Origin of the sequence: Streptomyces sp. WAC04114 (assembly GCF_019733245.1) — a bacterium.
Classification (GTDB): domain Bacteria; phylum Actinomycetota; class Actinomycetes; order Streptomycetales; family Streptomycetaceae; genus Streptomyces; species Streptomyces massasporeus_A.
This window is the reverse complement of sequence record NZ_JAIGQA010000012.1, coordinates 1-14,451: the sequence shown is the minus strand read 5'-3', so window position 1 is coordinate 14,451 and position 14,451 is coordinate 1. Positions and strand designations below refer to the sequence as shown.

Below are 14,451 nucleotides of genomic sequence, written 5' to 3'. Positions count from 1 at the left end.
CCGGAAGATCAGAGGGCCGCCGCACCGTCCTTGATCCCGGCCCAGAACCCGGGCAGTTCCGCCTCCACGCGCAGCGCCCGCTGCTCCTCGCGTTCATGGAGGAGGCCGTAGGTGAAGGCGTTCTCCCCCGCCGCGTGGGCGACCGCGGACAGCTCGCGCAGGGCCTTGCGGGCCATGACGCTGTCCTGGTGCTCGCCGAGCAGGTTCTGCAGCGCCTTCATGGACTTGACCATGGTCTTGGCGGGCTTGCCGAGGACGGGCTGGGCCGCCTCCGCCGCGTAGCGGGTGCGCTTGGCCTTCCTGCGGGCGTCGTGCAACGCGAGGTCCCGCTCGGTGCCGGGTTCCAGCTCCGCCGCCCGGTCGACCAGCTTCGACACCTTGCGGAAGTCCTTGCGCACGGCCTTGGCGATCGGCTTGCGCGGCTCCTTGCCGGCCGCCTTGAGCAGCGGGGGGTCGGCGATCAGCGCGTCCAGGGTGTCGAGCAGGGACAGGTAGCGGCGGGAGTCCAGGACCCCGAGGAGGCGGCCGCGGGCCCCGCCGTGCTCGGCGCTGGACCAGGAGTGCAGGCGTTCGACGACCGGGCCGCGGACCAGGTCGTCGGGCACCTCGTCGACGGCCGCGGTCAGCCGCTCGGTCAGCACCTCGCGGTCCCGGTCCCGGCCCAGCTCGCCGGCGAGCCACTTCAGCTCGGCGGCGACGGGGTCGGTGACGGCCCGGTCGAGGATCGCGCCGAACGACTTGAAGGTGCTGCGCATCCGGCGGGTGGCCACGCGCATGCTGTGCACGGAGTCCTCGGCGTCCCGGCGGACGGCGGGGTCGAGCTCGACGATCGCGTCCCGCTGGGTGCGCAGGTAGGCCAGCACATGGTCGCCGGCGGTCACCGGTCGCCGCACGTGCGGGGACTTGCGCCGCTTGCCCGGTGCGGTCTCCTCCAGGGCGCGGGCCAGCTTCGACGACGACGCCGAGGGCCGTACGCCCGCCTTGCGCAGCCGCTTCTCCACCTTGTCGAGCAGGGCCGGGTCTCCCCCGTCGGCGAGTTCCACCTCGACCTCGGTCCACTGTGCCTCGCCTCCGCGTCCCGTGAGCCGCTCGGCGTGCACGGTGTCCACGCTCACCTCGGCCAGCAGCCGGCCGTCGGCGTCGAGCAGGTGGCGTACGTCGCGGGCGGAGCGCAGCCGGACCACCGGGAGCAGCTCCCTGTCGCGGACGCGGGAGCGGACCAGCGCGGCGAGGTCGTCGGGGAGGGTGTCGGAGAGCGGGGCGTGGATCTCGTCACGGACGTCCGGCGCGATCGGGAACTTGAGGTGCCAGCCGGCGTCGGAGCCGCCGGTGCGGCGGCGCAGGGTGACCGAGGACGCGGCGAGGCGCTCGTCTCCGGTGTCGTAGTAGGTGGCGTCGAGGTGGGCCACGCCCTTGTCGACCACGGCGGCGATCCCGCCGGCGCCGGTCAGGTCGGGAAGGCCGCTCTCGCCGGATTCGTACTTGCGCTCGATCTCGCGTTTCGTCTCCGCCATGGATCAAATCTAGTGGCTGATCGGCCGGGACAGCAGTGGTGCGCACCCCCGGGAGGGGCGACACGGTCAGGTCGTCAGCAGGGCCCGCATCTCCTCGCCGTCCGGGAACGGCGCGTCCTTCACCGTCCGGGAGACGAGGTACACGTGGGCGTCCTCGAACTGGTGGTACGACAGCGGCTCCGGGCCCTGCCCGACGAGCAGCACGTTGTGCTCCAGACGCCAGCTGACGTACCGGGTGTTGTACCTGGGCTGCCGGACGTCGTGGTCCGGCAGGCCCAGCCGCTCGGTGAACTGCCGCACCACGGCGGCGAAGTGGGCGTCGAACTCCGGCCGCCAGGCGCCCTCCTCGCTGGTCCAGCCGGGCAGCGGACCCCAGCAGTCCTCGTCGAGCAGACCGCCGTCGACGGAGTAGAGGTAGGCGAACGGCAGGTGGAGCGAGCCGTCGCCGTCGCAGGTGACGAAGTGGCCCTGCGGTGTGAGGTGGGTGGCGTCGGGGACATCGGGTGCGTCCTGGTACGCCGGTCCCCGCACCGTCTGCGCCCAGTCGGGCCAGGCGGCGTCCCGCATTCGCGCCTCGACGGCGTCGTCGTCGGTGAGGTCCAGCTCCGCCAGTGCGAGGAGCCGGCTCACCAGCTCCTCGGTCACCGGACACAGGGCGACGTGCTCCCCGGACATTCCACTCCCCCGTTGGGGCCGCTAGGCCGACATCGGCCGCTGCAACCGGATCGACTGCAACAACCCCACCGCTATCCACACGGCGAACATCGATGATCCTCCGTAGGACACGAACGGCAGCGGCAGGCCCGTGACGGGCATGATGCCGAGTGTCATGCCGACGTTCTCGAACGTCTGGAAGGCGAACCAGGCGACGATGCCCGCGGCCACGATCGTGCCGTACAGGTCCGTGGTCTCCCGGGCGATGCGGCAGGCCCGCCACAGGACGATGCCGAGGAGCACGATGATCAGGCCGCCGCCGAGGAAGCCCAGCTCCTCCCCCGCCACGGTGAAGACGAAGTCCGTCTGCTGCTCGGGCACGAACTGGCCGGTGGTCTGCGAGCCGTGGAAGAGGCCGGAGCCGGTCAGGCCGCCCGAACCGATGGCGATACGGGCCTGGTTGGTGTTGTAGCCGACGCCGGCCGGGTCGAGCTCGGGGTTGGCGAAGGCGGCGAAGCGGTTGATCTGGTACTCGTCGAGGATCCCGATCTGCCAGACGGTGACCGCGCCCAGGGTGCCCGCGCCGAGCAGGCCGAACACCCACCGGTTGGACGCCCCGGAGGCCAGCAGCACGCCGAGCACGATGATGACCATCACCATGACCGACCCGAGGTCGGGCATCAGCATCACGATCAGCATCGGCACGGCGGCCAGGCCGAGCGCCTGCACGACCGTGCGGTGGTCGGGGTACTGCTTGTCGCCCGCGTCGACCCGCGCCGCCAGCAGCATCGCCATGCCCAGGATGATCGTGACCTTGACGAACTCCGAGGGCTGGAGCGAGAAGCCGCCGGGCAGCTTGATCCAGGAGTGGGCGCCGTTGATCGTGGAGCCCAGCGGGGTGAGCACCAGCAGGATCAGCAGCAGCGAGAAGCCGTACAGGACCGGGACGGCGGTGCGCAGGGCGCGGTGGCCGAGCCAGATCGTGCCGGCCATCAGGGCGAGGCCGATGCCGGTGTTCAGCAGGTGCCGGACGAGGAAGTAGTACGGGTCGCCCTGGTTGAGTTCCGTGCGGTTGCGGGTCGCCGAGTAGACCAGGAGCGTGCCGAGCAGGGACAGGGCCACCGCCGACAGCAGGATGGGCCAGTCGAGCCGCCGCGCCACCGAGTCACGGGCGAGCATTCGGGTCCAGCCGGATCGCTCGGGCCCGTAGCCGGAGACCTGGAAGCTGTTCACTCCGCCGGTCATGCCGGGCACCTCCGGCTTCCCGGGCGGCGCCGGCGCCTTCGGGTGTCACGGTTCTCGGGTGACGGCGGGGCCGACGTGACCGGCTGGAGCGGGTCCGCCGGGGCGTTCGGGTCCTGCTTGTCGGCCTTCTGGTCCTTGGCCGGGTCCTTCGGGACCTTCGGGGAGGCGATGGTGCCGTCCGTCTTGACCTTCGGCAGGGTCTTCTGCGGGGTGGGCAGCAGGGCCTTCTTCCGGTCGATGGCGCCGTCCTCGGACACGCCGTACAGCGCGTTGTAGATGTTGCGGACGGCGGGGCCCGAGGCGCCGGAACCCGTACCACCCTGGGAGATCGTCATGACGATCGAGTATTCCTTGGTGTACGTGGCGAACCAGGAGGTCGTCTGCTTGCCGTAGACCTCCGCCGTACCCGTCTTGGCGTGCATCGGGATCTTGTCCTGCGGCCAGCCGCCGAACCTCCAGGCGGCCGTACCGCGGGTGGCGACTCCCGCGAGGGCTTCGTCTATCTCGTCGCGCGTCTTCTGCGTCATGGGCAGCTTGCCGTGCGACTCGGGCTTGATCGGCGTGACCGTCTTGCCGTCGGCGCTGATGACGGCCTTGCCCACGGAGGGGGTGAAGAGGGTGCCGCCGTTGGAGATGGCCGAGTAGATGGTGGCCATCTGGATGGGCGTGACGAGCGTGTCGCCCTGGCCGATGGAGTAGTTGACGGAGTCACCGGCGCGCAGGCGATTGCCTTCGAGGCAGTTCTCGTAGGCGATCTTCTCGGCGTAGCTGCCGTTGCGCTTGCCGGTGCGGCACCAGGCGTCCTTGTTGGCCTTCCAGTAGTTCAGCTTCCACTGGCGGTCGGGGACGCGGCCGGTGACCTCGTTGGGGAGGTCGATGCCGGTCTCCTTGCCGAGGCCGAACTGGTGGGCGGTCTTGTAGAACCAGTCGTTGGCGTTCTTCTTCGGCTTGGTGCCGCCGTCGCGCTTCCACTCCTCGTGGGAGAGGGCGTAGAAGACGGTGTCGCAGGACACCTCCAGGGCGCGGCCGAGGCTGATGGCGCCGTGGCTCTGGGATTCGAAGTTCTTGAAGACCTGGCCGCCGATCGAGTATGAGCTGGAGCAGTTGTAGGGGCCGTTGAAGGAGTACCCGGCGTTGACCGCGGCGGCCGTCGGGATGACCTTGAAGATGGAGCCGGGGGCCGACTGGCCCTGGATGGCGCGGTTGAGCAGCGGGTAGTTGGAGTTCTTGCCGGTGAGGCGTGTGTAGTCCTTGGCGGAGATGCCGCCCACCCAGGCGTTCGGGTCGTAGCTGGGGTTCGAGGCCATGGCGACGACGCGGCCGGTCTTGGCCTCCATCACCACGACGGCGCCGGAGTCGGCCTTGTAGTTGGTGCCGGTGTTGCGGTCGTGCTGCTTGCGGGCTTCCTTCATCGCCTCGTTCAGCTGGTACTCGGCGATGCGCTGGACCCGGGAGTCGATGCTGGTGACGAGGTTGTCGCCGGGGTGGGCCGGGTCGGCCTCGGCCTGGCCGATGACCCGGCCGAGGTTGTCGACCTCGTAGCGGGTGACGCCGGCCTTGCCGCGCAGCGCCTTGTCGTACTGGCGCTCCAGGCCCGAGCGGCCGACCTGGTCGGAGCGCAGATACGGCGAGTTGGTGTTCTGCGCCTTCTTGATCTCCTCGTCGGTGACCGGGGAGAGGTAGCCGAGGACCTGGGCGGTGTTGGCCTTGCCCGGGCTCGGGTAGCGGCGCACGGCCTGCGGCTCGGCGGTGATGCCGGGGAAGTCCTCGGCGCGCTCGCGGATCTGCAGGGCCTGCTTGGCGGTGGCCTCGTCGGTGATGGGGATGGGCTGGTAGGGCGAGCCGTTCCAGCAGGGCTGTGGCGTCTTGGCGTCGCACAGCCGGACCTTCATCTGGACGTCCTTGGGCGTCATGCCCAGGACGCCGGCGAGCTTGGTGAGGACTTCCTTGCCGTCGTCCTTCATCTTCAGCAGGTCGGTGCGGGAGGCGGAGACCACCAGCCGTGTCTCGTTGTCCGCGATCGCCACACCCCGCGCGTCCAGGATCGAGCCGCGGACGGCCGGCTGGACGACCTGCTGGACGTGGTTGCCCGAGGCCTCCTTGGCGTACGCGGCGCCCTCCCGGATCTGGAGGTACCACAGGCGTCCGCCGAGGGTGAGCAGGAGGGAGAGGACGAGGACCTGGATGACGACGAGCCGGATCTGGACCCGTGAGTTCCTGCCGGTCTCGGGAATGTTGGTCACTGCGGCTGCCTCCCCCTCTCGGTGCGCGTACGGGTGTGCGGGTGCGACCGTGCGTCCTGGCACGGATGTGCGGATACGAGTGATGAACGACGGGCCCACGAGCCGGCGTTCCTACTGGACCGACCCGTTCGGGTGAACTTCTTTGCGGTCACAGCCGCTTGACCCCCTTGATGCGCCCGGCGCGCGCCATGCGGGCCCGGGCCGCCTTCACCCGCAGCCCGTTGCGCTGGCTGCCGATCTTCAGTCCGGTGCCGCCGGAGAGCCAGCCGGAGGAGATGTCCGTGGCCTTCGCCGCGGCCGAGGTCGACTCGGCGAGCGGATCGTTCTCGGCGCGCCTGGCCAGGGCCATGATCCCCGGCACGACGAACGGGGCGAGCAGGAGGTCGTACAGGGCGGCGGTGAACAGCAGGCTGCCGAGGCCGACGTGGCGGGCGGCGGTGTCGCCGACGAGGGCTCCGACCCCGGCGTACAGCAGGGTGGAGCCGACCGCGGCGGCGACCACCACGACCATGGGGCCGGTGGCGGACTTGAGCTGGCCCGTCTCGGGTTTCACCAGGCCCGCGAGGTAGCCGATGACGCACAGCACGAGGGCGTAGCGCCCGGCGGCGTGGTCGGCGGGCGGGGCCAGGTCGGCGAGCAGGCCCGCGCCGAACCCGACGAGGGCACCGCCCACGTGCCCGTACACCAGCGCGAGACCGAGCACGGTGAGCAGCAGCAGGTCGGGCACGGCGCCCGGCAGATGGAGGCGGGCGAGGACGCTCACCTGGATCACCAGGGCGACGACGACCAGGGCGGAGGAGAGCAGGATCCGGTTGACGCGCATGGGGTGACAGCTCCTACTGCTCTTGCTGGTTCTGGCCGTCCACGGGTGCCTCGGCCGACGGCGTCACGGTCACCGTCACCGTCGGCCGGGGGGTCGGCTTGGGCTTGGGCGGGAGGACCGTGTCACGCGGGTCCTTCTTCGGGGCCTCGACGACGACTCCGACGATGTCGAGCTTGGTGAAGCCGACGTACGGCGTGACGTAGAGCGTGCGGGTCAGGCCGCCGCCGGAGGGGTCGACGCGGGAGACCACGCCGACGGGCACGCCGGGCACGAACGGCCGGTCGGCCTGCGAGCCGAAGGTGACCAGACGGTCGCCCTTCTTCACCTCGGCCTTGCCGTTGAGGAGCTCGACGCGCAGCGGGCGGTCGCCCTGCCCGGAGGCGAAGCCGAGCTCGTCGCCGGACTCCATCCGGGTGCCGACGGTGAAGTCGGGGTCGCTGGCGAGCAGGACGGTTGCGGTGTTGGGGCCGACGGTGGTGACCCGGCCGACGAGCCCCTCCCCGTTCAGGACGGTCATGTCGCGCTTGATGCCGTCCTTGGCGCCGACGTCGATGGTGATGGTCCAGGAGAAGCCCTGCGCGGCTCCGATGGCGATGACCTCGGCGCCCTTGATGCCGTACTGGCCCTGGCCGGCGATCTTCAGCATCTTGTCGAGCTGCTTGAGGCGGCTGCGGCTGCGGTCGTCGCTGCCAAGGCGCGCCTTCAGGGCCGCGTTCTCCTTCTCCAGCGCGGCGAGCCGGTCGTGCCGTTCACCGGAGTCGCGGATGGCGGAGACCGCGTTGCCGACCGGGTCGACCGCGGCCGAGACGCCGCTCTCGATCGGGCCGAAGACCGTCGCCGCGCCCTGCCGGGCACCGTCGACGGGCGAGTCCTCCCCGCCGCGGATGTCCACCGTGATCAACGCGAACGCGATGGCGATCAGCAGCACCAGGAGCAGCCGGCTCTCTCGTGTGTCCCTCACGTGCGGCGGCCGTGCCCTTCCTCATAGGAATTCGGGAAGCCCCAGGGAAACCCGAGGGGCTGCTTTGTGGGAGCTTATGCCTCTATATCAACGATCCGCCGTACGAGAGGAGATCGTCCCGTACGGCGGAATCGAAGAGTTATGTCATCTGCGCGGCTGGGCGTCCAGCACCTGCTGGAGCGCCTCGAACTCCTCGACGCACTTTCCGGATCCGAGCGCCACGCTGTCCAGCGGGTCCTCGGCGATGTGGATCGGCATGCCGGTCTCCCGGCGCAGCCGCTCGTCGAGACCGCGCAGCAGCGCCCCGCCGCCGGTCAGAACGATTCCTCGGTCCATGATGTCGCCGGACAGCTCCGGCGGGCACTTGTCGAGGGTCGTCTTGACGGCGTCGACGATCGCGTTGACCGGCTCCTCGATCGCCTTGCGGACTTCGGCGGCGGAGATGACGACGGTCTTCGGCAGCCCGGAGACGAGGTCCCGGCCGCGGATTTCGGTGTGCTCGTCGGAGTCGAGGTCGTACGCCGAACCGATCGTGATCTTGATCTGCTCGGCCGTGCGCTCACCCAGCAGGAGGGAGTACTCCTTCTTGATGTGCTGGATGATCGCGTTGTCCAGTTCGTCGCCCGCGACACGGATGGACTGGGCGGTGACGATGCCGCCGAGGGAGATGACCGCGACCTCCGTGGTGCCGCCGCCGATGTCGACCACCATGTTGCCCGTGGCCTCGTGGACCGGCAGGCCGGAACCGATGGCCGCGGCCATGGGCTCCTCGATGATGTGCACCTGACGGGCGCCGGCCTGGGACGACGCCTCGATGACGGCGCGGCGCTCGACGCCCGTGATGCCCGAGGGCACACAGACGACGACCCGCGGACGAGCCAGATACCGCCGCTTGTGGATCTTCAGGATGAAGTAGCGGAGCATCCGCTCGGTGATCTCGAAGTCGGCGATCACGCCGTCCTTCAGCGGCCGCACGGCAACGATGTTGCCGGGCGTGCGCCCGATCATCTTCTTCGCTTCGGCACCGACCGCGAGGATGCCACCGGTGTTGGTGTTGATCGCGACGACGGACGGCTCGTTGAGTACGATCCCGCGACCCCTGACGTACACCAGCGTGTTGGCGGTCCCGAGGTCGACAGCCATGTCACGGCCGATGAACGACATTGAGTTCCCCATCAGGATTCGTCTGGCCTTCCCACTAGCTTTTGAGGGCTTTTCAGGTAGGCAAAGGTGGGTGCTGTGACGTGAAGGCTTCCATCGTAGACGCGCCTTCGCGAACACTGCGGGAGGGTCTCCGCCATTGTCAGCAGATGCCGTCCGCATTCGCTTCTGGAGACGGGCGTTCGGGGACCATCGTTCCCTCGATCGCCACGCATATGCCGCAAAGTCCGGGGGCTACGGCCCCCGGACCTGCCGTATGTGCTGGTGGGGTGCGGACGCTACGCCCGGCCGGGGAAGAAAATCTTCACCTCGCGCTCGGCGGACTCCTCGGAGTCGGAGGCGTGGATCAGGTTCTCCCGGACGATGACGCCGTAGTCGCCGCGGATGGAGCCCGGCGCCGCGGCGATCGGGTCGGTCGGGCCGGCGAGCGCGCGTACGCCCTCGATGACCCGCTCACCCTCGACGATCAGCGCCACGACCGGACCGGAGGCCATGAAGTCCACCAGCGGCTCGTAGAAGGGCTTGCCCTTGTGCTCGCCGTAGTGCTGCTCCAGGGTGTCCTGGTCCAGGGTGCGCAGCTCCAGCGCGGTGATCGTCCAGCCCGCCTTGCGCTCGATGCGGCTGATGATCTCGCCGGTCAGGCCTCGACGGACGGCGTCGGGCTTGAGGAGGACGAGGGTGCGCTGGCTCACTACGGGCTCCTAGTACGTGAAGGTTGAGCGGTGGGACGAGATTACCCGGCGTGTCGGGGCGAGCGTCACGCAGCGTCAGGTGTGGAGGAACCGGCCTGGTCCGCGAATCTCGCCTTCGCCTCGTCCACCTTCCGGCCGTAGTGCACCGACGCCCACCACAGGGCCGCGAAGACCGCCCCCAGGAAGTACATGGTCGGCACGATGAACCCCGAGGCGATGAGCGCGATCTGCAGCGCCCAGCCGAGGGCCACCCCGCCCGGGCGCGTCACCAGGCCGCACAGCACCAGGCACAGGAACATCGCGATGCCGCTGACCGTCCACACGGTCGTCATGGACAGGTCGGGGTCTTTCATGGCGACCAGACCGGCGAACCCGATGACGAAGAACTCGCCGATCAGGGTCGAAGAACAGAGCGTGCGCACGGGACTCAGCCTCTCCCCAGGAGCAGTCGGGCCTCGCCGACGGTGATGACGGAACCGGTGACGAGCACACCGCCGCCGGAGAACTCGCCCTCCTCCTCGGCCAGCGTGATGGCGGCCTCCAGGGCGTCGGGCAGCCGCGGCTCGACCTGGACGCGCTCCTCGCCGAACACCTCCACGGCGATCCCGGCGAGCTCGTCGGCGTCCATCGCGCGGTGGGTGGAGTTCTGCGTGACCACGACCTCGGCGAACACCGGCTCGAATGCCTCCAGCAGCCCCCGGACGTTCTTGTCCCCGCTCGCACCGACCACGCCGATGAGACGGCTGAACTGGAACGCCTCCCCGATCGCCTCGGCGGCCGCCCGGGCACCGGCCGGGTTGTGGGCGGCGTCCAGCACGACCGTCGGCGACCGGCGCACGACCTCCAGCCGGCCCGGCGAGGCGACGGCCGCGAAGGCCTTGCGGACCGTGTCCAGATCCAGCGCGTCGGCCCGCTGCGCGCCGACGCCGAAGAACGCCTCCACGGCGGCGAGCGCGACGGCCGCATTGTGCGCCTGGTGCGCGCCGTGCAGCGGCAGATACACCTCGGGGTACTCGCCGCCCAGCCCGCGCAGCGTCACCAGCTGTCCGCCGACGGCCACCTGCCGCTCGACGACACCGAACTCCAGTCCCTCCCGGGCCACCGTCGCGTCCACCTCGACGGCCTTCTTCAGCAGCACCTGCGCCGCGTCGACCGGCTGCTGGGCCATGATGACCGTCGCACCCTGCTTGATGATGCCGGCCTTCTCCGTGGCGATCTCGGCGTGCGTGCCGCCCAGCCGGTCGGTGTGGTCGAGGTCTATGGGCGTGACGACGGCGACGTCCCCGTCGATCACGTTCGTCGCGTCCCAGGAGCCGCCCATGCCGACCTCGACGACGGCCACGTCGGCGGGGGCGTCGGCGAACGCCGCGTACGCCATGCCGGTGAGCACCTCGAAGAAGGACAGCCGGTACTCCTGGGAGGCGTCGACCATCTCCACGTACGGCTTGATGTCCTGGTACGTCTCGATGAACCGCTCGGGCGCGATGGGGGCGCCGTCGAGGCTGATGCGCTCGGTGATCGACTGCACGTGGGGCGAGGTGTAGCGGCCGGTGCGCAGCTCGAAGGCGCCGAGCAGGGCCTCGATCATGCGGGCCGTGGAGGTCTTGCCGTTCGTCCCCGTGATGTGGATCGACGGGTACGACCGCTGCGGCTCCCCCAGCACGTCCATCAGCGCGGCGATACGGCTGACGGAGGGCTCGAGCTTGGTCTCGCCCCACCGGGTGGCGAGCTCGGTCTCGACCTCGCGCAGGGCCTTGTCGACCTCGGGGTCGGCGGGGCGCGCGGGGATGTCGGCGTCGGGCGGGCCGCCCTGGGTGCGCAGGGTTCGGCTGCCGGCTTCGATGACCGCGAGGTCGGGGTCGCGGTCGGTTTCCTCCGCGATGATCTCGTCGAAGGGGTCGAGGGGGTCGGGCTGGTCGTCGGCGTTGTGGTCTGGAGGGAGCTCGCTCACGGGGCCCAGTCTACGGAGACCGGCTGACATTGTTTGCGGTGGCTTGTGGCCGTGAGCGGCTGCGGGCCGGTGGGGGCTTGCCGGCGCCCACGCGGCGGAGCCGCACATCGATACAGCCCCGCGCCCCTGAGTGCGTGCCCCTGAGGCATGTCTGAGGCCCCCGGGCGTGTCGGCTCCGGGGGCCTCGCACACCGTACGGACCCTTAGCCCTGCGGCAGCCTCTCCAGCTGGGACTGGATGCGGGCGATGTCCTCCTCCGCCTTGGCGAGGCGGGTACGGATCTTGTCGACGACGTGGTCCGGGGCCTTGGCCAGGAACGCCTCATTGCCGAGCTTGCCGTTGGCCTGGGACTTCTCCTTCTCCGCCGCGGCGAGGTCCTTGGCCAGGCGCTTGCGCTCCGCCGCCACGTCGATCGTGCCGGACAGGTCGAGGGCGACCTCGGCGCCGGCGACCGGGAGGGTGGCCGTGGCCGTGAAGGCGTCGCCCTCCGGCTGGAGGCGCAGCAGCTGGCGGATGGCCGCCTCGTGGGGCGCGAACCGGGTGCCGTCCAGGGTCAGCCGGGCCGGGACCCGCTGGCCGGGCTGGAGACCCTGGTCGGCGCGGAAGCGGCGGACCTCGGTGATGACCGACTGGAGGGACTCGATCTCGCGCTCGGCGTCGGCGTCCCGGAAGCCACTGTCCTTGGGCCAGTCGGCGATGACGACCGACTCGCCGCCGGTGAGCGTGGTCCACAGGGTCTCGGTGACGAACGGGACCACCGGGTGCAGCAGCTTCAGCGTGACGTCGAGGACCTCGCCGAGGACCCGCTTGGAGACCTCGGCCGCCTCGCCGCCCGCCTGGAACGTCGTCTTGGACAGCTCGACGTACCAGTCGAAGACCTCGTCCCACGCGAAGTGGAACAGGGCGTCGGAGAGCTTGGCGAACTGGTAGTCCTCGTAGAACGCGTCGACCTCGGCGACGACCGTGTTGAGGCGCGAGAGGATCCAGCGGTCGGTCGACGACATCTTCGAGGCGTCGGGCAGCGGACCCTCGATCGTCGCGCCGTTCATCATCGCGAAGCGCGTGGCGTTCCAGATCTTGTTGGCGAAGTTGCGGGACCCCTGGACCCAGTCCTCGCCGATCGGGACGTCGACGCCCGGGTTGGCACCGCGGGCGAGAGTGAAGCGGAGGGCGTCGCTGCCGTACTTGTCCATCCAGTCCAGCGGGTTGACCGCGTTGCCGAAGGACTTCGACATCTTCTTGCCGAACTGGTCGCGGACCATGCCGTGCAGGGCGATGGTGTGGAACGGCGGGGTGCCGTCCATCGCGTACAGGCCGAACATCATCATCCGGGCGACCCAGAAGAAGAGGATGTCGTAGCCGGTGACGAGGACGGAGTTCGGGTAGAACTTCGCGAGCGACTCGGTCTGTTCGGGCCAGCCGAGCGTGGAGAACGGCCACAGGCCGGAGGAGAACCAGGTGTCGAGGACGTCGGTGTCCTGACGCCAGCCCTCACCGCTCGGCGGTTCCTCGTCGGGGCCGACGCAGACGACCTCGCCGTTCGGGCCGTACCAGACCGGGATGCGGTGGCCCCACCACAACTGCCGCGAGATGCACCAGTCGTGGAGGTTGTCGACCCAGTCGAAGTAGCGCTTCTCCATCTCCTGCGGATGGATCTTGACCTTGCCGTCGCGGACGGCGTCGCCGGCGGCCTTCGCGAGCGGGCCGACCTTGACCCACCACTGCAGGGACAGCCGCGGCTCGATGGTGGTCTTGCAGCGCGAGCAGTGGCCGACGGAGTGGACGTAGGGCCGCTTCTCGGCGACGATCCGGCCCTCGGCGCGCAGCGCGGCGACGATCGCCGAGCGGGCCTCCAGCCGGTCCAGGCCCTGGAAGGGGCCGTGGGCGGTGATGACCGCGTGCTCGTCCATGATCGTGATGGCCGGCAGGTCGTGCCGCTGGCCGATCTCGAAGTCGTTCGGGTCGTGGGCCGGGGTGACCTTGACGGCACCCGTGCCGAACTCGGGGTCGACATGGGTGTCGGCGACGACCGGGATCGAGCGGTCGGTCAGCGGCAGCTTGATGAGCTTGCCCACCAGGTGCTTGTAGCGCTCGTCGTCCGGGTGGACGGCGACGGCGGTGTCACCGAGCATCGTCTCGGCACGGGTGGTGGCGACGACGATGGTGTCGTCCCCGTCGCCGTACTTCATGGAGACGAGCTCGCCGTCGTCGTCCTGGTACTCGACCTCGATGTCCGAGATGGCCGTCAGACAGCGGGGGCACCAGTTGATGATGCGCTCGGCGCGGTAGATGAGCTCGTCGTCGTAGAGCCGCTTGAAGATGGTCTGGACGGCCTGGGACAGGCCCTCGTCCATGGTGAAGCGCTCGCGGGACCAGGCGACGCCGTCGCCCAACCGGCGCATCTGGCCGCTGATCTGGCCGCCGGACTCGCCCTTCCACTGCCAGACGCGCTCGACGAACGTCTCACGGCCCAGGTCGTGGCGGGACTTGCCCTCCTTGGCGAGCTCCCGCTCCACGACGTTCTGCGTGGCGATGCCGGCGTGGTCCATGCCGGGCTGCCACAGCGTCTCGTAGCCCTGCATGCGCTTGCGGCGGGTCAGGGCGTCGATGAGCGTGTGCTCGAAGGCGTGCCCCAGGTGGAGCGAGCCCGTGACGTTCGGCGGCGGGATGACGATGGTGTACGGCGGCTTGTCGCTCTTGGCGTCCGCCTCGAAGTAACCCCGCTCTACCCAGCGCTCGTACAGCGGCCCCTCTACGTCGGCCGGCGCGTACTGGGTCGGCAGGTCGGTGCTGGGCGCTGGTGGCTGCTGCTGAGCGTTCTCGGTCACGGGGGTCAGTTTAGAGGTGTCACCGACCGGTCCCGAAACGCGTTTCGTTTGTAACGGTGGGGGCCCCGATGCCATGCACACGGCGGGTCTGCGCCAGGATGTCCGGAACACATAAGCATCTGGAGGGGAACCCAGAACATGAGTTACAACCAGCCGGGCCCGTACGGCGGGCAGCCCCAGCAGCCCGGTCCGTACGGCCAGCCGGGCCCGTACGGCCAGCCGCCGCAGGCGCCCCAGCCCGGCTACGGCTACCCCCAGCAGGCCCCTCCGCCCCAGCCCGGCTACGGCTACCCCCAGCAGCCCCCGCAGGGCGTCCCGCCCCAGCAGGCGCCCTACGGCCAGCCCCCGTACGGCCAGCAGCCGCCCTACGGCCAGGCCC

The 14,451-nt window shown here is 70.0% G+C and carries 12 protein-coding genes; 1 reads left to right on the top strand and 11 read right to left on the bottom strand.

Annotation, left to right across the window (positions count from 1 at the left end; all coding sequences use genetic code 11):
• Positions 1-8 precede the first annotated feature (8 nt).
• From K4G64_RS05965 to K4G64_RS05915, 11 genes are all read right to left on the bottom strand, one after another.
• Positions 9-1,514, bottom strand: a complete 1,506-nt coding sequence (locus K4G64_RS05965) for a CYTH and CHAD domain-containing protein (RefSeq protein WP_221754969.1) — start codon at positions 1,512-1,514, stop codon at positions 9-11.
• A 66-nt stretch (positions 1,515-1,580) separates the two neighbouring features.
• Entirely contained in the window at positions 1,581-2,189 is a 609-nt protein-coding gene (locus tag K4G64_RS05960; RefSeq protein WP_221754968.1) for a hypothetical protein, read from the bottom strand.
• 21 nt (positions 2,190-2,210) lie between these two features.
• Positions 2,211-3,413: a rod shape-determining protein RodA gene (gene rodA, locus K4G64_RS05955; RefSeq protein WP_221754967.1), complete on the bottom strand. Its 1,203-nt coding sequence runs from the start codon at positions 3,411-3,413 to the stop codon at positions 2,211-2,213.
• The gene (gene mrdA / locus K4G64_RS05950; protein WP_221754966.1) at positions 3,410-5,656 is read right to left on the bottom strand and encodes a penicillin-binding protein 2; all 2,247 of its coding nucleotides are present in this window, start codon (positions 5,654-5,656) and stop codon (positions 3,410-3,412) included. The genes rodA and mrdA overlap by 4 nt, the downstream gene beginning before the upstream one ends.
• A gap of 148 nt (positions 5,657-5,804) precedes the next feature.
• Positions 5,805-6,479 carry a rod shape-determining protein MreD gene (gene mreD / locus K4G64_RS05945; RefSeq protein WP_030836251.1) on the bottom strand — a complete coding sequence of 225 codons (675 nt, stop codon included), beginning with the start codon at positions 6,477-6,479 and terminating at the stop codon, positions 5,805-5,807.
• Positions 6,480-6,492: 13 nt separating this feature from the next.
• On the bottom strand, positions 6,493-7,440 hold the full coding sequence (gene mreC, locus K4G64_RS05940) for a rod shape-determining protein MreC (RefSeq protein WP_221754965.1): 948 nt from the start codon (positions 7,438-7,440) through the stop codon (positions 6,493-6,495).
• Between the two features lie 144 nt (positions 7,441-7,584).
• On the bottom strand, positions 7,585-8,604 hold the full coding sequence (locus K4G64_RS05935; protein WP_004001297.1) for a rod shape-determining protein: 1,020 nt from the start codon (positions 8,602-8,604) through the stop codon (positions 7,585-7,587).
• Positions 8,605-8,879: 275 nt separating this feature from the next.
• Positions 8,880-9,293 (bottom strand): nucleoside-diphosphate kinase, encoded by a 414-nt coding sequence (gene ndk / locus K4G64_RS05930; RefSeq protein ID WP_030836243.1) that lies wholly within the window; start codon positions 9,291-9,293, stop codon positions 8,880-8,882.
• Positions 9,294-9,358: 65 nt separating this feature from the next.
• Entirely contained in the window at positions 9,359-9,715 is a 357-nt protein-coding gene (locus tag K4G64_RS05925; RefSeq protein WP_221754964.1) for a DUF4233 domain-containing protein, read from the bottom strand.
• A gap of 5 nt (positions 9,716-9,720) precedes the next feature.
• Positions 9,721-11,244 (bottom strand): folylpolyglutamate synthase/dihydrofolate synthase family protein, encoded by a 1,524-nt coding sequence (locus tag K4G64_RS05920; RefSeq protein ID WP_221754963.1) that lies wholly within the window; start codon positions 11,242-11,244, stop codon positions 9,721-9,723.
• 203 nt (positions 11,245-11,447) lie between these two features.
• Complete coding sequence (locus tag K4G64_RS05915) at positions 11,448-14,072, bottom strand: valine--tRNA ligase (protein ID WP_221754962.1); 2,625 nt, start codon at positions 14,070-14,072, stop codon at positions 11,448-11,450.
• Between the two features lie 138 nt (positions 14,073-14,210).
• On the opposite strand from K4G64_RS05915, the gene K4G64_RS05910 reads away from it, so the two are divergent.
• On the top strand, positions 14,211-14,451 hold a 241-nt coding region (locus tag K4G64_RS05910; RefSeq protein ID WP_221754961.1), incomplete at its 3' end, for a hypothetical protein.

Coding starts and splice junctions, on each gene's coding strand:
- K4G64_RS05965 (WP_221754969.1), bottom strand. CDS start 1,514: ATGGCGGAGACGAAACGCGAGATCGAGCGCAAGTACGAATCCGGCGAG.
- K4G64_RS05960 (WP_221754968.1), bottom strand. CDS start 2,189: ATGTCCGGGGAGCACGTCGCCCTGTGTCCGGTGACCGAGGAGCTGGTG.
- rodA (WP_221754967.1), bottom strand. CDS start 3,413: ATGACCGGCGGAGTGAACAGCTTCCAGGTCTCCGGCTACGGGCCCGAG.
- mreD (WP_030836251.1), bottom strand. CDS start 6,479: ATGCGCGTCAACCGGATCCTGCTCTCCTCCGCCCTGGTCGTCGTCGCC.
- K4G64_RS05935 (WP_004001297.1), bottom strand. CDS start 8,604: ATGTCGTTCATCGGCCGTGACATGGCTGTCGACCTCGGGACCGCCAAC.